General features: G+C 51.9%; 17 protein-coding genes and 1 tRNA gene. 14 read left to right on the forward strand and 4 right to left on the reverse strand.

Annotation, left to right across the window (positions count from 1 at the left end; genetic code table 11):
* Positions 1-209: 209 nt before the first annotated feature.
* Positions 210-287 (reverse strand) — tRNA-Glu (locus DACE_RS05285).
* Between the two features lie 288 nt (positions 288-575).
* Between DACE_RS05285 and DACE_RS05290 the strand changes: the two genes are divergently transcribed.
* On the forward strand, positions 576-941 hold the full coding sequence (locus DACE_RS05290) for a PilZ domain-containing protein (protein ID WP_005998999.1): 366 nt from the start codon (positions 576-578) through the stop codon (positions 939-941).
* A gap of 20 nt (positions 942-961) precedes the next feature.
* On the opposite strand, the gene DACE_RS05295 is transcribed toward DACE_RS05290, so the two are convergent.
* Positions 962-1780: a hypothetical protein gene (locus tag DACE_RS05295; protein ID WP_005999001.1), complete on the reverse strand. Its 819-nt coding sequence runs from the start codon at positions 1778-1780 to the stop codon at positions 962-964.
* A 253-nt stretch (positions 1781-2033) separates the two neighbouring features.
* Between DACE_RS05295 and DACE_RS05300 the strand changes: the two genes are divergently transcribed.
* The 7 genes from DACE_RS05300 to DACE_RS05330 all read left to right on the forward strand — a co-directional run bounded on the left by DACE_RS05300 (position 2034) and on the right by DACE_RS05330 (position 8800).
* Positions 2034-2426 carry a hypothetical protein gene (locus tag DACE_RS05300; RefSeq protein WP_005999003.1) on the forward strand — a complete coding sequence of 131 codons (393 nt, stop codon included), beginning with the start codon at positions 2034-2036 and terminating at the stop codon, positions 2424-2426.
* A 38-nt stretch (positions 2427-2464) separates the two neighbouring features.
* Positions 2465-3508 (forward strand): 3-oxoacyl-ACP synthase III, encoded by a 1044-nt coding sequence (locus tag DACE_RS05305; RefSeq protein ID WP_005999005.1) that lies wholly within the window; start codon positions 2465-2467, stop codon positions 3506-3508.
* Positions 3502-4383 (forward strand): alpha/beta fold hydrolase, encoded by an 882-nt coding sequence (locus DACE_RS05310; RefSeq protein WP_005999007.1) that lies wholly within the window; start codon positions 3502-3504, stop codon positions 4381-4383. The genes DACE_RS05305 and DACE_RS05310 overlap by 7 nt, the downstream gene beginning before the upstream one ends.
* 11 nt (positions 4384-4394) lie before the next feature.
* Entirely contained in the window at positions 4395-6056 is a 1662-nt protein-coding gene (locus DACE_RS05315) for a fatty acid CoA ligase family protein (protein ID WP_005999009.1), read from the forward strand.
* A complete protein-coding gene (locus tag DACE_RS05320) occupies positions 6053-7027 on the forward strand; it encodes an NAD-dependent epimerase/dehydratase family protein (protein WP_005999012.1) in 975 nt (324 codons plus the stop codon). Before DACE_RS05315 ends, DACE_RS05320 begins: the two co-directional genes overlap by 4 nt.
* A 221-nt stretch (positions 7028-7248) precedes the next feature.
* Complete coding sequence (locus DACE_RS05325; protein WP_005999014.1) at positions 7249-7467, forward strand: DUF2835 domain-containing protein; 219 nt, start codon at positions 7249-7251, stop codon at positions 7465-7467.
* A gap of 91 nt (positions 7468-7558) precedes the next feature.
* Positions 7559-8800, forward strand: a complete 1242-nt coding sequence (locus DACE_RS05330; protein ID WP_005999017.1) for a cytochrome c3 family protein — start codon at positions 7559-7561, stop codon at positions 8798-8800.
* A gap of 89 nt (positions 8801-8889) precedes the next feature.
* Here the strand turns inward: DACE_RS05330 and DACE_RS18645 are convergent, their stop codons facing one another.
* Both DACE_RS18645 and DACE_RS05335 read right to left on the reverse strand, forming a co-directional pair.
* Positions 8890-9186: a helix-turn-helix domain-containing protein gene (locus tag DACE_RS18645; protein ID WP_005999019.1), complete on the reverse strand. Its 297-nt coding sequence runs from the start codon at positions 9184-9186 to the stop codon at positions 8890-8892.
* Positions 9183-10301 carry a sigma-54-dependent transcriptional regulator gene (locus DACE_RS05335; RefSeq protein WP_005999021.1) on the reverse strand — a complete coding sequence of 373 codons (1119 nt, stop codon included), beginning with the start codon at positions 10299-10301 and terminating at the stop codon, positions 9183-9185. The genes DACE_RS18645 and DACE_RS05335 overlap by 4 nt, the downstream gene beginning before the upstream one ends.
* A gap of 526 nt (positions 10302-10827) precedes the next feature.
* On the opposite strand from DACE_RS05335, the gene DACE_RS05340 reads away from it, so the two are divergent.
* From DACE_RS05340 to DACE_RS05365, 6 genes are all read left to right on the forward strand, one after another.
* Positions 10828-11739 (forward strand): 6-bladed beta-propeller, encoded by a 912-nt coding sequence (locus DACE_RS05340; protein ID WP_162013586.1) that lies wholly within the window; start codon positions 10828-10830, stop codon positions 11737-11739.
* Between the two features lie 72 nt (positions 11740-11811).
* A complete protein-coding gene (locus tag DACE_RS05345) occupies positions 11812-12594 on the forward strand; it encodes a cytochrome c3 family protein (RefSeq protein WP_155808998.1) in 783 nt (260 codons plus the stop codon).
* A 53-nt stretch (positions 12595-12647) separates the two neighbouring features.
* Positions 12648-13529 (forward strand): hypothetical protein, encoded by an 882-nt coding sequence (locus DACE_RS05350; protein WP_005999026.1) that lies wholly within the window; start codon positions 12648-12650, stop codon positions 13527-13529.
* Positions 13530-13665: 136 nt separating this feature from the next.
* On the forward strand, positions 13666-15705 hold the full coding sequence (locus DACE_RS05355; protein WP_005999027.1) for a hypothetical protein: 2040 nt from the start codon (positions 13666-13668) through the stop codon (positions 15703-15705).
* Positions 15706-15761: 56 nt separating this feature from the next.
* Entirely contained in the window at positions 15762-16331 is a 570-nt protein-coding gene (locus tag DACE_RS05360; protein WP_005999029.1) for a lipoprotein, putative, read from the forward strand.
* A 17-nt stretch (positions 16332-16348) separates the two neighbouring features.
* A complete protein-coding gene (locus DACE_RS05365; RefSeq protein WP_040366282.1) occupies positions 16349-17833 on the forward strand; it encodes a hypothetical protein in 1485 nt (494 codons plus the stop codon).
* Position 17834: the final 1 nt, after the last annotated feature.

Below are 17834 nucleotides of genomic sequence, written 5' to 3' on the forward strand. Positions count from 1 at the left end.
ACAAATGTTTAGTTTAAGCCTAACGTACTTTGCTCCTCGGCGCAAGGAGCAGAGGACATCGTTGGCACCGGTGCTATTTGTCCGTTCCTGGAAAAACGGAACGACAGAAGGTTACTCGCTTACGGAAAAGACGCGTGTCGAGAGATGGGAACAAAAAAAAGCGGAGCAACAATGGTTGCTCCGCTTTTCGTCCCATAACGGGATGTGGATGGTACGCCCAAGGGGATTCGAACCCCTGTCGCCGCCGTGAAAGGGCGGTGTCCTGGACCAGGCTAGACGATGAGCGCATATATGTAACATCGGGAAAACCCGAAATTTTCAGTAGCTTGTGGAGAAGTGATCTCCCTGAAAACGCGCTGATAATAATGAACATTGTCGGTCAGGTCAAGACAAAAAAACGACGAATGTTTTTTTTATGTTCAAAGGACACATTGACGGTAACGTAAGAAGGCTTTTCACACAATCACCCACTCCCTGCCCCAGCCTGTGCGCGATTTTTTCTCTCAACGTGGACAACCAGGATGGGTTCCGCTACTATTATTAAAAATCCCCCTTGCTTGAAGAAGGAATGTCACATGAATGAAAAACGTCACTATGCTCGTGTCAATTTCGTTGAGCAGGCCCACCTGCAATATGCCGATCAGTCGCGGGAAGTCACTCTGCACGATATCTCCCTCAAAGGAGCATTAATAGAACTGGCTCAGCCTGTTGCAAACGATCTGACCGGGTCCGCATGCCACCTGTCGTTACGTTTGGCCGACAGCAGCATTGTTCTTGATTTTGATGCGCAGGTGGCTCACGCCGAGGGAACAGCGATGGGTATGACCTTCACAGGCATGGACAGCGACAGCATCACCCACCTGCGTCGCCTGCTGGAACTCAATACCGGAAATCCGGAAGAGATTGACCGGGAACTGAGCTACATGGTTCAGAACCGCTGATCGTTATACTTCTCCAACCGTCATTTCGTTCCAGGTTTGATCGTGTTCCAGCCTTTGGACGTGACCAGTTCAAGCAGTTGTTCGACTCGCAAGTGACAGTCAGTCAGGCCCATAACCTCCTGACCGGGCAGTGCATAGTCTGATGCCGGCCAGACACCTTCAGCTGTGGGGTCAATGCAGTCCGGCACGGCAATCCCTTCAAGCAATTCGTAAATGTCATCCATATCTGTCTCAACTCCGACCACCTCACAACCGGCACAACGAGCCAGATAAAGCACCTGTCGGCATTGCATCTGTTCTGGCGGATAACCCCACTCCCAGTAAACATTGATGGGGAAATAGCGCCACCCTTGTTGATCGGCGACCGTCACCGGCTGAACAAAGCACAACACAACACTGGCCTCATATACGCTTTCATCAAGAGGGACACCTTCCGGTTTCACTGCATACAGGCGCAAAGGGCGCTCAGAATTCCAATGCTGTTCAATGAAATCCGCTGCAGCGGCAATATTGTTATGAAACGTCAGGCAGGGATACATGGCCGCATCCTTGCCCTGCAACCAAGAGGGATCAGCGCCAAGGAGATCAACGCCAACAGCCATCTGTTGCTCTGCTGTCTCTGCCAGTCCCTGTGCATTCAGTCCACAACGGCTGACGAGCTGTTGCCAGCGAGCGGCATCCAGTGATGGTGGCAGTTCCATACTTTGATCACCTCCGCAACAGCCTGGAGCCGGAGCATCAGGCAAATGCGCGCGACGTCGTCCTGCGATATAACTGACAATCCCACCCAAGAGGCATAGGATCACGGCACTCCAGATCAGATAGGCAAACCATTGCATCAGCGTCCTCCTTTATCATTCGACACAAGACCTTCAAAATCATGAAACCCAAAACCCGTTGCACATCAACACATTGGACGATGACACAACAAAACCGGACACTAGCAAATTGTCTACGGTTGAGCAATGCAATTTCCTTGCACACCGGGGCGCTTTCTGACAATATGCAGCGCGACCCGTTCCACAGGCTGTTGACAAAATGTGTTCGACAGCGCTGTGTATTCATTTCAATCCAAAGCACGGAAGGTTTCTCATGCTGACAACCCGGGATCAGCAGGCGGTTTTCCTGCTGGCGCATGTCGTTATTCGTGATCGTAATCTGTCAGTGGCGGCATTGAAAAGCGGTCAGGACATTCACCATCGCACCCCTGGTCGGCCAACCATGTTGGACTGGGCGATGGACTACATCCTGACACTGCCCGATGACATGGGAGATCAGGAGTTGCTCCACAATCTGCACCTGAATCCGTCGCATCAGTGGACACCGGAACAGGCCCGACGCGTCGCTACCGTACATAAAAGTTTTTACCAGCGCCTCACCGATCAACGTATTTACGCCATCGGCGTAAAATGGCTGAACTCTCAAGGCCGGTTGATCCTCCAGCAATATGCACTGAGCCAGGCTTCTGCACAGACCTGCCAGTAATTTTCAATAATTCGAGCAACACAACACGCAAAACGGTTATGAACTACCAAAACGTTTATATTAACGCTATCAATTACGAACTTCCGCCGGTAGTCGTCTCCTCACAGGAGCTTGAACATCGTCTGGCACCGTTGTATGAGGCGCTGCATATGCCTCTTGGGCAGCTCCAGGCCCTCACCGGCATTCGCGAGCGGCGCTGGTGGCAACCGAACACCCCGCTGTCACAAGGTGCGATTGCTGCCGGACACAAAGCACTCACCGCAGCAGATGTCCCGGCTGAGGCGATCGGCGCCATCACCTATGCCGGTGTGTGCCGCGAATTGTTTGAACCGGCGACCGCCTGCCGGGTGGCCGATGGCCTGGGTATTGGTGGCGAAGCCCTGATTTACGACACCAGCAATGCCTGCCTTGGTGTTCTCAACGGCATCCTCGATATGGCAAACCGCATTGAACTTGGCCAGATTCGTGCCGGGATGGTGGTCTCCTGTGAAAGTGCCCGCGAACTTAACGAAGTCACCATTCGCCGTATGCTTAAAGAACAGGATATGGCTCTGTTCTCCCGCTCTGTCGCTACCCTGACCGGCGGCTCCGGAGCTGTGGCCGTACTGCTGACCGATGGTTCGTTCAACAGCGCACAATCTCACAAATTACTTGGCGGCGTCGCGTTGGCAGCCCCCCAACACCACCAACTGTGCCGCTGGGGTGTTGAGGAAACCGCTCAGGACCAACTGCGCCAATTCATGAACACTGATGCCGTGGCCGTTATGAATAACGGTGTGCAATTGGGCCTCGACACCTGGAAGAAGTTTTTGCCGACCATGGACTGGAGCGAAACCGACATTGATCGTGTCATCTGTCACCAGGTCGGGTCAGCCCATCAGACCACCATTCTTAAGACGTTGGATATCGATGCGCGTAAAGACTTCACTACGTTTGAGTTTCTCGGCAATATCGGCACCGTATCGCTACCGATTACTGCGGCCATTGCCGCTGAGCGCGGTATCCTCAAAGCCGGCGACCGAACTGCCCTGCTGGGAATCGGCAGTGGTCTGAACTGCATGATGTTGGGAGTACAATGGTGAAACGACTGCTGCCCTTTCAAGGAAACACGCTGACCCTGGCCAACAACCTGCGTTATCACTATCTGGATAAAGGTCAGGGAGATCCTGTGGTCATGGTGCATGGTAATCCGAGCTGGTGTTACTATTACCGCCACTTGGCTGTTGCACTGTCCGCCAGTCATCGGGTCATTGTTCCCGACCACATCGGCTGTGGACTGTCGGACAAACCGGATGATTCCCGCTACCGTTACACCCTCGAACAGCGTATCGCCGATCTCGAAACCCTGTTGGACCATCTGCAGATCAAAGAAAATATTACCCTGGTGGTTCACGATTGGGGCGGCATGATTGGCATGGCCTATGCCACCCGCTACCCAGAGCGGATCAAGCGCTGCGTCGTGCTCAACACCGGAGCCTTTCACCTGCCACCATCCAAACCGCTGCCAAAAGCACTGAAACTGTGTCGCGACAGCAAACTTGGCGCGTTTCTGGTGCGCGGGTTCAACGCCTTCAGCCGTGGGGCGGCCTGGGTCGGCTGCAAGATCAATCCCATGCCCCCGGCCCTGCGTGCCGCTTATATGGCCCCGTACAATACCTGGAACAATCGCATTGCCACTTTGCGCTTTGTTCAGGATATTCCCCTTGATCCGTCAGATCGCGCCTATGCTGAAGTTAGTCGGGTTGCGGACAATCTCCACCTGCTGGTGGACAAACCCATGTTTATAGGTTGGGGTGAAAAAGACTTCGTTTTTGACCACCATTTTCTTGCTGAGTGGCAAAAACGGTTTCCCAACGCCCAATATCATACCTGGCCACGTGGCGGCCATTACATCCTTGAAGATGTCGGCGACGAACTGATCCCATTGATCTGCCGATTCATTCAGGAAACAAAGTGACATAAGAAACCATGATGGATTGTGACCTGACCGAAAACCTTGCCATTCATCTGACTCGTCGTGCCGAACAACAGCCTTATACGGCGGCGGTTATTTTTCCTGAGGGGCGAGATCGTGATGGTCACGTCAGCTATACCCACCTCACCTATCAACAACTCGAACAACAAAGCAACCGCATTGCCTGTGCTTTGAGCCAATACGGTGTTCGCTGTGGTGACCGCACGGTCCTGATGGTGAAACCGAGCCTGAATTTTTTCTCGCTGACCTTTGCCCTGTTCAAATTGGGTGCTATTCCAGTGCTTATCGATCCGGGCATGGGTGTTAAAAACATCAAGCAGTGCCTGGAAGAGGTGCAACCGGACGTATTCATCGGCATCGATAAAGCGCATGTGGCGCGCCTGCTGCTCGGCTGGGGGAAAAACTCTCTACGTCTGTCCATCACCACCGGCGTTTCCCTGCGCTCGACAGTGCCGACATTGCGCACGTTAGTACAGAGAGTTGCCGAGGCGGCACCGTTTACCGCACACCAACCGCAGAATAATGAAACGGCGGCGATCCTGTTCACCAGTGGCAGCACCGGTCCCCCCAAAGGGGCGATCTACACCCATACCAACTTCAATGCCCAGATTGCCGCCCTCAAACAGCTGTATGCCATTGAACCGGGCGAGATCGACCTGTGTACCTTTCCGCTGTTTGCTTTGTTTGCTCCGGCTCTTGGCATGACGGCAGTGATTCCCGACATGGATGCCACCCGTCCGGCCCAGGTCAATCCGCAACGCATTTTTGAAGCTATTGATAACTTCGGCGTCACCAATATGTTCGGCTCTCCGGCCCTGCTGCGACGTGTCGCTCAACAGGGTCTGCTCCAGCACAAACAGTTGCCGACCCTTAACCGGGTGATTTCCGCCGGAGCGCCGGTGCCGGCAACAGTGCTTGAGCAGTTCACTTCAATGATGGCGCCCGAAGCAAAAATCTACACCCCTTACGGAGCCACCGAATCACTGCCGGTCTGTTCAATTGACAGCACCACGTTGCTGGGAGAAACCCGTTATCTGTCGGATCAGGGCAAGGGAACCTGCGTCGGACAAGCCATTATCGATGTGCAGATCATTGCCATTGATGATGAGCCCATTGAACATTGGACAGAGGATCTGACCGTCGCGGATGGCGTTATCGGCGAAATCTGTGTACGCGGTCCCCAGGTAACCAGCGGCTATTTCAACCGTGAACAATCCAATAAACGCTCCAAGATCTTTGTGGAGGATGGCAGCTTCTACCACCGCATGGGCGATGTCGGTTATCGTGATGACCAGGGTCGCATCTGGTTCTGCGGTCGTAAGGATCATCGTGTTGAACACAATGGCGAAACCCTGTTCAGCATCCCCTGCGAAGCGGTGTTCAACACCCATGGCGATGTGTTTCGTACGGCACTGGTCGGTCTCGGCAGCCGCCCCAATCAACGGGCAGTGTTGTGCGTCGAGCTGAATCCGGGCATCGGTAAAGAGCGTCACGACTCCATTCGTCAGCAATTACGCGATATTCAGAACAACTACCCTCATACCCAGGCCATCGACACGATTCTGTTTCACCCCCGTTTTCCGGTGGACATCCGGCATAACGCCAAGATTTTCCGCGAAAAACTGGCGGTGTGGGCGGCCAAGGAGGTGTCATGATCGTTCTCGTGACCGGAGGCGGTGGTTTTCTCGGCACGGCCATCGCTCGCAAGCTCCGCCAACAGGGGCATCAGGTGCGCAGCTATTCGCGTCGCCATTATTCTCACCTTGAGCAGATGGATATCCAGCAATTCAGCGGCGACTTGACCGATGTGAACGCGCTTAAAAACGCGGTCAGCGGTTGTGATCTTGTCTACCATGTTGCGGCAAAAGCCGGTATCTGGGGAGATTACGCCGACTACTACCAAGCCAATGTGGTGGGGACGGAAAATGTCATCCGTGCTTGTCGTGACTGTGGCGTCAGTAAACTGGTCTACACCAGCTCACCCAGTGTTATCTTCAATGGCGAATCAATGGAAGGCGTTGATGAATCACAGCCCTACCCTGAGCATTATGAAACCGCCTATCCACAAACCAAGGCCTTGGCCGAACAAAAGGTTATCGCTGCTAACGATGACACCCTGGCCACAGTCTCGCTGCGACCTCACCTGATCTGGGGTCCCGGTGACAACCATCTTACGCCACGCATTATTGAAGGTGGTCGACAAGGCAAACTGCGCCGTATCGGCAGACAGGATCACTTGGTTGACTGCATTTATGTGGATAATGCCGCTGATGCACACCTGCTTGCCGGTGAAAAAATTGCCATCGGTAGCCCCATCAGTGGAAAATGCTATTTTATTTCCCAGGATGACCCCCGTTACTTGTGGGATATTGTCAATGGTATTCTAGCAACGCAAGGCATTGCTCCGGTATGTAAAACCGTGCCACGACAGTTGGCTTATATCCTTGGCGGACTCTGTGAAACAATTTTTCGAATGCTACAATTGAAAAAGGAACCGCCGATGACCCGCTTTGTGGCTAAGGAATTATCAACAGCACACTGGTTTTCCATGGATGCCGCTAAAAAAGAGTTGGGTTTTCAACCGAAAATTTCAATTGAACAGGGTCTTGAACAGTTAAAACACTGAAAAGATACAATTGTATACAAACGACAACATTATGGCTGTTTAAATGTTTTTCCAGACTATAACCTTTTGTAATTATTAGATCTTTTCTATCTGCCTATTTTTTATGCAATCCGTCAATTCCTTCGTAAAACGGGGAGTTTAGCTTTTTATTCAGGTAGTTTTCCAGAAGTTATCCACAGCCTCTGTGGATCACGGTTTTCCGTCTCAGGAGGGCCCGATTTATGACACGAACCACCTTTTCACTCAACATTTCCGCTGACGATTTTCTGCGTTACTATCAGGGTTCAGCCACCTGGATTCGCATTCAGGCCGACAACGGTCAGATGCTCAAACTTCCCGCCAGCAACTTTCGTAAATTCCTCACCCATTCAGGAATCCACGGCCGGTTTATGATTGAATTTGATGACCAATTCAAGTTGGTCGGTCTGACAAAGCTCTGAACGCAGCACCATTCCTCTGAAATCTGGCAAAGTTTGTGCAATATCACTACAGATTAGCTGTGTTTCTGCTTTAACCCTTCGGAGGAAAACGATGCGCCCAGGTCCGCTCACATCGTTCATTGTTCTGATGCTGTTGCTGATCACCACTAGCCCGGTGGTGGCTGGTGATTATCTCAATTCTGCCCATGGCAATGCATCGTATGGCGTAGACCGCCTCGACGGCCCATACGCTATAGGCAACTGCGCCCACTGTCATGAACAGCACGCATCCATTGACGGCAATGAACCCTCACCGGTTATTGATGACTCGCCGACAAAGCACGCTCTGTTCACTTCGGCCTACACCTCAGCAACCGATAATTTCTGTGTCGAGTGTCATGATGGAACGATCGGTGTCGCCAACTCAGCAATTGTCAATCACAGCTACAGCTACCGTGCTGGTGGCCTGACGACCGATTTTGCCAGTTCCATCAAGGATATTTTTGATCTCGATTCTGTGGACATCGCCTCAACCCATAATCTTGACGATATAAAAACTCTGCTCTCATCTGCAGCCGTTGGCTTACCATGGGGATACACCAGCGCCTCCCACCCTTGTGAGGGGTGCCACAACCCCCATGCGGTCCAAGGAGATCCAGCCAACTCGGATACTGGCCGCAAAACCGTCGACAGTCGCGGCTATCCGTTATCACGCCCCAGTCAGCACACGCCGCTTTCCGGGTGGGGCGTCTGGGGAGACGACAGCTCGGAAAAGATGTCGACCTATGCCGCAACAGGGATCTACCAAGCACCGTATTACTACGGTTCAACCTCGAACCATGAGCCGGAAAACAACACCACAGATGACGGTTCCAACCTGACCGACGTCAATACCTTTTGTACCGATTGCCACAACAAAACCACGTCCATCTACAGTACGACGCTCGGACGTCCTTTGTATCAATTCGACTGGGGCACTGAAATTCACGGCAAAGGCAGTGCGATCGATCTACCGGCCAAAACCGAATGCCGTACTCCTTTTATCGACAGCAACCAGGGAAGCTATATCCTGGCTTGTACCGATTGTCACGAAGCTCATGGATCACCCAACATCTTTTTAATTCGTCCCATTGTCAATAACAATGCGGTGTCTCTGCCCGTGGGCACCACGTATTGGGGAGATCTGTGCAGCAGTTGCCATGCAGCAACGGCAGACCTTCGCGCGTTCCACCACCAGGCCAATGACGGCTATGCTTGTACAGACTGTCATGAAAGCGGCAAGGGGCCTCAGGTCAACAACTGCACCGGCTGCCATTTTCACAGCAGCTACAACAGTAACTATCGTCTATTCTAAGCATTAAAAGACATCAAACGCACAAAGGGGAAGGCATCTGCCTTCCCCTTTGTGCGTTATACCTATCAATCGTTGACTGATATCATTCGTTAATTCAAACCAAACTTTTTCATCCGGTAGCGGATGGTGTCACGGCTCATGCCCAAACAATTGGCTGCTTTGGTCTGGTTACCGTCATAACGCAGCAACGCCTGTTGAATCAGCATTTTCTCAACTTCGTCCAGCGTAATACCGTTGGGTGGCAGGGTAATCCCCATGCCGGAGCTATCTGTCGAAACCAACGTATCGCTGTCCACGGGCTGATCGGTAATCAAATCGTGGTTGGGGTGGCGGATTTCACGCGGTAAAAAAGTTGGCGTCAGTAAAGGTGCCGGGTCCAGCATCATAATCCGCTCAATAGTATTACGCAATCACGCACATTGCCCGGCCAGTCATACTGCTTTAAATAGGCCATGGTTTCCTTTTCCAATCCCTGCACTTTCTTTCCGTATTCAGCGTTAAGCCGACCGATAAAATATTCAACCAGGCTGGGGATACAATCGATACGCTCACGTAATGGTGGCAAATGGATACACATCACATTAAGGCGATAGTACAGATCACCACGGAATAACCCTTGCTCCACCAGAGCGGGAAGGTCCTGATTGGTCGCTGTGACAATCCGCACGTTCGCTTCGAGATTACTGCGACCGCCAACCCGCCGGTAGCGCCGTGTCTCAATCACCTTGAGAATCTTGGTTTGCATAGCCAGAGGCATGTCGCCAATTTCATCGAGGAAAACGGTACCGCCATCCGCGCATTCAAAGATCCCCTCTTCACGCTGGGAAGCATCGGTAAACGCCCCTTTTTCATGTCCAAACAGTTCGTTTTCGAGCAAATTGTCGGGAATGGCTGCGCAGTTGACATCAATAAACGGCGCATCCGCACGCGAGCTGTGCATATGAATAGCCCGAGCGACCAGCTCCTTTCCCGTACCGCTTTCGCCAAGAATCAGAATGGTTTTACAATCACTTTCCGCACAGATCTTGGTCATCTTGAACACTTCAATCATCTTGGCCGATGAGCCGACCAGTTGGTCAAAATCGTTCTGACGCCGCAAAATCCGCTTGGTGGTTGTGGTTTGTTTTTTCAGGCGGCGCTTGTCGAGAATCTGACGGACGCGGTGTTCAATCACATCAAGATTAAAAGGCTTACCGATATATTCATCGGCACCAAGTTTCAAGGACTTGACCGTGGAATCGAGATCGGCGTTGGCAGTGATCATAATGATCATGACCTGCTCATCCTGCTCTTTGAATTCCTGCAACAGTTCCATGCCGTTAGCGTCAGGTAAAGCGATGTCCAGCAAAATCATTTCTGGCTGAAAAGAGGCAAACTTACTGCGCGCCTCAGCACCAGTCGTTGCCGAATCAACCATATAGCCGGCATCTTCAAGCATTTCAACCAGTGACCAGTTAATCAGTTTTTCATCATCAACAACAAGAATTCGCTCACTATTCATGGGACAGACAACCTCCCGCCCGGTTCATACGTCTTGGGGCAATACCGTCAGTAAAGATCAAAATCAACCAGTCAACACACCACCTGTTCGACCAGGCACCTAAAATTTTCCTTGTCATTTGCCGAATCCGACCGCGTGAAAAAATTTGGTTTCATTGTTGCAATTTCTCATGAACGACAAATGACGCTACTGGTGTTTGCAAAAAGCCAACCATATTGAGACTTCGATGAAGAATCCTTCAATCGAGGATCTGAAGGATGACAACAGAGGCCTCAACTAGGCTTTTTTACATCTGAAAATGATGGTGTCTGTCGTGACTTTTTCACCGAACAAACTCAGTGCCTTGAGGGAGCACCAACATCACAATCCGAGAGGCATTTAACGCATAAAAGCGTCAACAAAGTGGGGCATATCACCCACTTTACCACAAAACAGGGAACGGCAACGGGTGGACTCAGCACAGCGCGAAAAAAAAAATAAATATTTTTTTCCACCGTTTCTTTTCATCGGTGTGCTTTTCGGTCTCATGCAGATTTGTGCGTCCGAATGTGTGGCTCAAACCCAGATCAATACGATCCGGCTGGTGGAAACACGTCATGTTGATGATAACGAGCAGCCGCTGTCTTACCCGACAACGATTGCCTACGACGACACTCGTGACGAAATCATTGTCACGGATGCCGGGAAATCGCAGCTGGTGGTTTTTAACAACGAGTTGTTCCCCATTGCCAGCTTAGATCAGGGACGCGGCATTATGGGGGTGACCAGTTGTCTGCCGAGCAAAGAGGGATTTTACGTCACCTGCGGCAGTACCGAGAATGGCGACGGTTACATTGCTCTGGTCAACAAGGCGTTCATTATTGAAAAAAAGATACGTCCGGCGCAGCTCAATCCGCAATTGGGCAAGTTTACTGCAACACGCCTGATTGCAAATACGAACAATCGTTTCTACGTACTCAGTGTTGAAAGAAGCGCGGTCAGTGTTTTCGATCAGAACTGGCGCTACCAGCACGACATCATCCCCAAGGATGAAAAACTCGGCATTCCGGAACCAGCTTCCATTCAGGCTCTGGATTGTGACAGCCATGGCAATCTGTACTTTCTCAGTGAGGAGCGTGGCCGGGTGTTTGTTTACGATTTACACGAGAAGTTTCTTTATAAATTTGGCGAAAAAGGTGGCGCGGAACGCAAGCTGGCGCGACCGCGAGGCATCAGCGTCGACAGCAAAAACCGCCGTCTGTACATCGTCGACTACCTGCGCCACACGGTTTCTTCCTACACCCTGGGAGGAGACTATCTGTTCGAGATCGGCGGCAAAGGGAATCGGCCCGGCTGGTTTCTCTACCCGACGGATGTCACCGTCGACATGGAAGGAAATATTTATATTACAGACACATTTAACCATCGTATTCAGGAGTTTTCAATTACGGCGCAATAACGTTGACCGTAGTTTATCGCATTGTGTCAAGGATGTTGACACGCCATGAAATTCAACTTTCAGGAGGAAAACATGATGAGACGTGCCACAATCTTTGTGTTGAGTCTGACCCTGCTGTCGCTGACGACATCAGGAGCTTTGGCCGACCCACTCCCTTTGAGCACAGACGACTGTGCCAAATGTCACGACGAGGTCGTTACCGACGTCACAACACGAGGAAGCAAGCACAACACCGCCGTCACCTGTCTCGATTGCCACCTGGAGCACCCCCCCAAGGGAACGGAAGTAATTCCAGCTTGCTCCATGTGTCATGATCCGGCGGAAAAAACCCACTACACCATTGACAACTGCATCGGCTGTCACTACCCGCACTACCCTCTTGAGATCGACCTTGATGAAGCCGGCACCGTCAAGCCGGTGTGTATCAGCTGTCATGAAAATGAGGGCACCCAACTGGTTGACTACCCCAGTATGCACAGTGAACTGGATTGTAAAGAATGCCATCTGGCTCACGGGCAATTCCTGCCGTGCCTGGAATGTCACGAGCCGCACACTGAAGAGATGATTTATGAGGATTGCATCACCTGTCACCAACCTCATAAACCGACGGTCGTTAAGTATCCGGACAACATCCAGTCAGCCTACTGTGCCGGTTGCCATGAGACGGAAACCGCCGTGCTGGCCCAAAACACCACCAAGCACCATGATTTGAGCTGCGCCTACTGCCATAAAATGCAGCACAAGATGGTACCGCTGTGCACCACCTGCCACGGCACGCCGCACGATGCCGCTCTGCACACGAAATTTCCGGACTGCATCAGCTGCCATATCGATCCACACGGCTTGGAAAAATAATCCGGCGATAGACTGTTAACACCTATCTATCTGTTGTTATGAAGAGGAGACCCATGAAACGAATCAAAAGACATCTCAGCGTATTTATCGCCGTCGCATTTATCGCCGGCATCTGGGGCTGCGTTGAACCAACCAACAGCTCCATGGTAACCTCGGTCGCCCAGGCCAAGTCACGTGACAAAGAGGAAAAAAGTCCCTATGAGCAGGACGTTAAACCTCTGACAACACTTGATTGTGCCCGTTGCCACTATTCTGTCTTTGAAATCATCCGTGACAATGGTGGCAAACACCAGCTTGACTGCCAATTCTGCCACGAGACATTCCACACCTATCGCCCGGACAAGAACTGGAGCGATGTGGTCCCCCAATGCACCACCTGTCATGGCGAAATCCACGGACCAACATTCCTCGATTGCCTGAGCTGTCATGGCAATGCCCATATGCCGATTGCCGGCCTGACTAACATGACAACCCTGGAGAAAGACTGTGCCAACTGCCATACCGCCCAATCGGCTGAAGTCACCCAGTATCCGAGCGCTCACAGCAAAGTAGCCTGCAGTGATTGTCACCACACCCAGCACGGCTACAAGCCGGATTGTGTTGAATGCCATGAGCAGCCTCACACCGACTATGCCAACAATGATTCTTGCATGGGCTGCCATCCGGTCCATAAACCGCTGGAAATTCGTTACACCGAAGAGACTCCCAACGGTGTCTGTGCGACCTGCCATGAAGAGATCAACTCACGGTTGATCAGTACCCACAAAAAGCACGCGTCTTTACAGTGTGCCTATTGTCACCAGGAGACCCACGGCAACATCCCGCAATGTCAGGATTGCCATGGTCTGCCGCACAGCAAGGGGATGCTCGACAAGTTCAATGGCTGCACGGATTGCCATTTTGATCCGCATGCGCTGGTACTCCCCGGCCATTAATGATGATGGTGCCGCATCAGTGGCACACGCCCTGCTCCGCCACCGCTCGCGGTGGCGGAGCACTCATGTTATTTCATGTGATTGAATCGACGGGTTACACCCTCTTTATCCCGATAACCCGGATGCTTGAATTCTTATGTCGTTATTGCAGGGTATAAAAAAGACTGTCGCATCCTTGTCGCTGGCACTGCTGTTTGCCGTCGAAGCTGCGTCATCCCCATTGCATCTCACCGGCAACTGGAGCCAGCCCTATGGCGACGACAGTGACCAGTGGAAGTTGGGCCAGAGCTACAATCTGGATCTGAGCAATGATCTGACCTCTGCCCTGCGCATGTCGGCTAACATGCGCTATACCACCAACAAGAAAAAAGATTCAGCAGATACCGAAACCCTGTCACCGTCGGTTCTCATCGGCCTCAATAACGACCTGTTCAACCTGAGCCTTAACGGCATGGAGAACCGCCGCAAGGTTGAAGATGAACCGACAACCATCAACCGCAGTTGGAGTACGACGTTTATCAGCTCACTGGATGAACGGTACTGGCCGCAACTGCGTCTCAACTACAGCCAGAACACGACAACGGATGATGCCTCACCGAAAACGAGTGATCAGCAGTCGGACATTTTCGATTCGAGTCTTAAATATAAATGGCGATTCCTGTCATTTCTTTACGATTTCACCAACAGTATCGACACCAATAAAATCGAAGACACCGAGAATGAAAACACCAATCATTCGGCACGTATTCAGTGGCAGGACACCTACTGGAACAACCGCTTGAGTGTCATTGCCTCACACAAGTACAGCCATGATAAAAACACCATTACAGCCACATCGGGCAGCAGTCAGATCAGCCGGCCGCTTTTGCCCAGTGCCGGGATCACCAGCCTCGATGACACCCCGTCAAACGATCCACTGGCGTCAGAACCGGCGTTGATCGATAACGATCTGTTTACCCCAACCGGCGTTGAGCTGCTGCAGCCGACGGAAACGGTCAATGTCGGGGTGCAAATCAACCTGGAGAGTTTCAATGAATTGGTTTTTTATCTCGACCGCGAAATCGACGCGACAACGCAAAGCCGTTTAAGCTGGAGTTTTTATGGCAGCCTCAACAACGATGACTGGTCACCAGTCACCACACCGACAACCATCATTTACTCCGTTGAGGATGGCCGTACCCTGGTCACCGTTGAATTTCCATCAGCGGTTGAAAACCTGCGCTATATCAAGGCCGTTGTCACATCAACAGCGGGTGTCAGTACCGCCTTTATTACCGAAATCGATGTCAACCAACTGGTGACACTGGCACCGGGAGACAGCTCTCTGACCACACTGACCCGCACCCATTTAAGTCAGGGCAGCATCAGTTTCAGGCCATGGGATCAGTGGAACCTGGGCTACACCTTCAACCGCAATGACACCGATTCAGACAGTCGCTCGCAATCGCTTCAGTTCAATCAGACCCTCAACAGTGCCCTCAATCTCAACCGGTACTTTGCCCTGTCCATGAGTGTCACGGAAACCACCGATGACATCGAAGATCAGGATACCATCAAGAACCGCTCCTATGCTCTGTCCTACCGGGCCACGCCGCTCAACAGTTTGAGTTTCTCTCTGGGGGGAACACGTACGGAACATTTTATCGACAGCAGCCTCAACAGCCGCTCCGACACTTTGAACAGCCATCTGTCAGCGACCCTGTTTCCCGACCTAACGGCCGGACTGTCGGCAAACTGGACCCGCAGTCAGGATAAAGAGAATAACGAAGAGACGACCAACTGGGACTATCGCTTCGATATTGCCGCACGCTTTACCGATTCGTTTAATCTGTCAGCCAGTTACACTTATCGCGACAACGATGACGGCAGCAGTGACAACAATTACGAGATCAACACCGTCTATCGTCCATCGACGTATATCTCCCTGACAACGGGTTACAAACGCAACGATGCGACAGACAATCTCTATTCAACACTGAATTTCCGCCTGACCCGGAAAATTCAGACTGATTTTCGTTATGCCTATCTCAAAGCGGATACAACGGTGCAGTCGGCCAGTTTCAACCTGACCTGGAACTTAAGTACGATTTTCAACCTCCGCCAGAGTCTGGCCTGGGCAGACGATGGCGAAGAACAGACCTGGTCCGGCCTGACGACTCTTAACTACAATTTCTGAGGAACATTTATTGCATAAACCAACAGATGACCCTGATAAAACGAAGTGAGGTTAACGTGAACTATGCCATTCGCCTGCTACTGATTGCCGTTTTACTTTGTGCAGGATGTGCCAAAACTGGCCATCACTACACCGACCCGGCGGTCGGCCTGGGCTATATCAAAAAAATCGCTATTTTGCCGCTGGAAAACTTTACGGCACGCAAAGGCATTGAGGAACGAAGCCGTGAACTGCTGACCACCCGCATTCTCGGCCACGGTTTGTATGAAGTTGTGGAAAAGGGGGAACTGCACCGTTTTCTACGCGACGAGATCCGTTCCAACGAAAAAGAGCTGATCGACCAGCGTGTTGCGAAACGGATGGCGCGCGAATTCAACATTGAAGCCTATATTGCCGGCTCAGTCGATGAATTCACCGAGGTGCGTAACGGCTCCTATACCTACCCTGAAATCGCCATCAGTCTGCGCATGGTGGACATTAAGACCGGCAATGTCGTCTGGAAAGCCAGCCATCATGCCAATGGCTACAGCACAGCCGGTCGTCTGTTCGGCCTAACCGCCGAAGACACCAACAGTGTCCTGTTTCGCCTGATTGATGATCTATTGGCAACATTAAGCGAGAGTTGATGATGCTGAGAGCGTGTATGTCCAGCTGTTTTATCTGTCTGATCGTGAGCGCGCTTCTGGTGACGTCAGCCTCGGCATATCGTCTTACCGTGATGCCGGTCCACGACCTGACAGCCTCACGCAGCGGTCTGGACGTTACGTTGACCAAACAGCTCTCAGATGTCTTTCAGCAACAGGGACTCGATGTCGTCCCCTACCAGAAGATGCTCGCCTTTCTGGTGGATAACAGCATCCGCCGCAGTGGCGAGATTGATTCGCTGACGGCACGGCGCATGGCCCAACAGCTTAACAGCGACGGTGTATTACTTACCACCATCACTGAACGCGCCATTCATCGGCAGTCTAAAATCGCCCTGACTCTGGTACTGCTTGATGGCGAAAGCGGCGAACAGATCTGGGGTGCCACGGTATGCGATCACATCAATGACAGTCAGCCGTTGCTGGGGATCGGTCGGTTGGAGACCGACGACGATCTCAAACAGCATTCATTGCGCACCACTGCGGCTCTACTCAGCGCCAAAATCCCCGACCTGCCGCAACGCGAAGCCTCGCTGCCTGACTACCGGATTACCGACATCGACCTGAAACCGGTTCTGGTGCGCAACGGCAACCCGGTATTTTGCCGTGTTCAGATTAAATTTCTTAACCAGGCTCCCACCTATCTTGAGGTGGAAACCAGCGCCGGAAGCACTATTTTACGCAAGAGCCGAATTCCCAACTGTTATGAAGGACAGGTCGCAACCAGCCCACGCAACGGCAGTCATCCTGTTCATCTGAAGATTCACTGGTCCAAGGATAAACTCGATACAGTAGACAACCTGACCCGTTATCATGTGGCCAATACGCCGCCACCACTGAAGATGCATGTCACCACCGGCTTGAACATTGAAGAAACCTATGCCTTTTCCGACAGCGTGGTGATCTTGCCGCGGCTCGAAGAGGATCGCCCTCTGGACCGCTGGCAGTTAATGATCAAAGATCGTGAGGGAAAAACAATTCTCACCGAAGGCAAAAACGCATCATTGCCCGAACGCCTTGAATGGCGCGGCACGGATGCCTACAACCATCGCCTTGAAACCGGTCGCTACACCATGATCATGCAGGTCTGGGATGTTGCCGGGAACCGTAATCAGGTGGCAACAAAGTTTTATCTGCAACCCGCCAATCAGGACATGATCAATATCAGCCAGGTTCAAATCGATGGCAAAAATTATCTGAAACTCCTTCCAGCGCAAGACCAACTGGTACCGGTGGAGCAATGGTCACTGGAGTTGGAAACTCCCGAGGGCAACTCCGTCTACAACAAAACCGGCTGGGAGCTGCCATCACTGGTGGCAATTCCTGTCAACCTGGAGGCAGACCGGCTGATCTGCAGCGTGCAGGCTTTGGATCGTCTGGGCAACAATGTTGAGATCAAAACCGCCCAGTTGGACCTGAGCAGCGATCATGAGCGTGTGGCACAACGCCCCTCTCAAAACAGCCTCTGGTCTGTGGATTTTTGAT

The sequence above is a fragment of the Desulfuromonas acetoxidans DSM 684 genome, from assembly GCF_000167355.1.
Lineage (GTDB): Bacteria > Desulfobacterota > Desulfuromonadia > Desulfuromonadales > Desulfuromonadaceae > Desulfuromonas > Desulfuromonas acetoxidans.

Bases quoted from the DNA above. Each gene is read 5' to 3' on its own strand.
- DACE_RS05290 (WP_005998999.1), top strand. From the start codon at position 576: ATGAATGAAAAACGTCACTATGCTCGTGTCAATTTCGTTGAGCAGGCC.
- DACE_RS05295 (WP_005999001.1), bottom strand. From the start codon at position 1,780: ATGCAATGGTTTGCCTATCTGATCTGGAGTGCCGTGATCCTATGCCTC.
- DACE_RS05300 (WP_005999003.1), top strand. From the start codon at position 2,034: ATGCTGACAACCCGGGATCAGCAGGCGGTTTTCCTGCTGGCGCATGTC.
- DACE_RS05305 (WP_005999005.1), top strand. From the start codon at position 2,465: ATGAACTACCAAAACGTTTATATTAACGCTATCAATTACGAACTTCCG.
- DACE_RS05310 (WP_005999007.1), top strand. From the start codon at position 3,502: ATGGTGAAACGACTGCTGCCCTTTCAAGGAAACACGCTGACCCTGGCC.
- DACE_RS05315 (WP_005999009.1), top strand. From the start codon at position 4,395: ATGATGGATTGTGACCTGACCGAAAACCTTGCCATTCATCTGACTCGT.
- DACE_RS05320 (WP_005999012.1), top strand. From the start codon at position 6,053: ATGATCGTTCTCGTGACCGGAGGCGGTGGTTTTCTCGGCACGGCCATC.
- DACE_RS05325 (WP_005999014.1), top strand. From the start codon at position 7,249: ATGACACGAACCACCTTTTCACTCAACATTTCCGCTGACGATTTTCTG.
- DACE_RS05330 (WP_005999017.1), top strand. From the start codon at position 7,559: ATGCGCCCAGGTCCGCTCACATCGTTCATTGTTCTGATGCTGTTGCTG.
- DACE_RS18645 (WP_005999019.1), bottom strand. From the start codon at position 9,186: ATGATGCTGGACCCGGCACCTTTACTGACGCCAACTTTTTTACCGCGT.
- DACE_RS05335 (WP_005999021.1), bottom strand. From the start codon at position 10,301: ATGAATAGTGAGCGAATTCTTGTTGTTGATGATGAAAAACTGATTAAC.
- DACE_RS05340 (WP_162013586.1), top strand. From the start codon at position 10,828: ATGCAGATTTGTGCGTCCGAATGTGTGGCTCAAACCCAGATCAATACG.
- DACE_RS05345 (WP_155808998.1), top strand. From the start codon at position 11,812: ATGATGAGACGTGCCACAATCTTTGTGTTGAGTCTGACCCTGCTGTCG.
- DACE_RS05350 (WP_005999026.1), top strand. From the start codon at position 12,648: ATGAAACGAATCAAAAGACATCTCAGCGTATTTATCGCCGTCGCATTT.
- DACE_RS05355 (WP_005999027.1), top strand. From the start codon at position 13,666: ATGTCGTTATTGCAGGGTATAAAAAAGACTGTCGCATCCTTGTCGCTG.
- DACE_RS05365 (WP_040366282.1), top strand. From the start codon at position 16,349: ATGTCCAGCTGTTTTATCTGTCTGATCGTGAGCGCGCTTCTGGTGACG.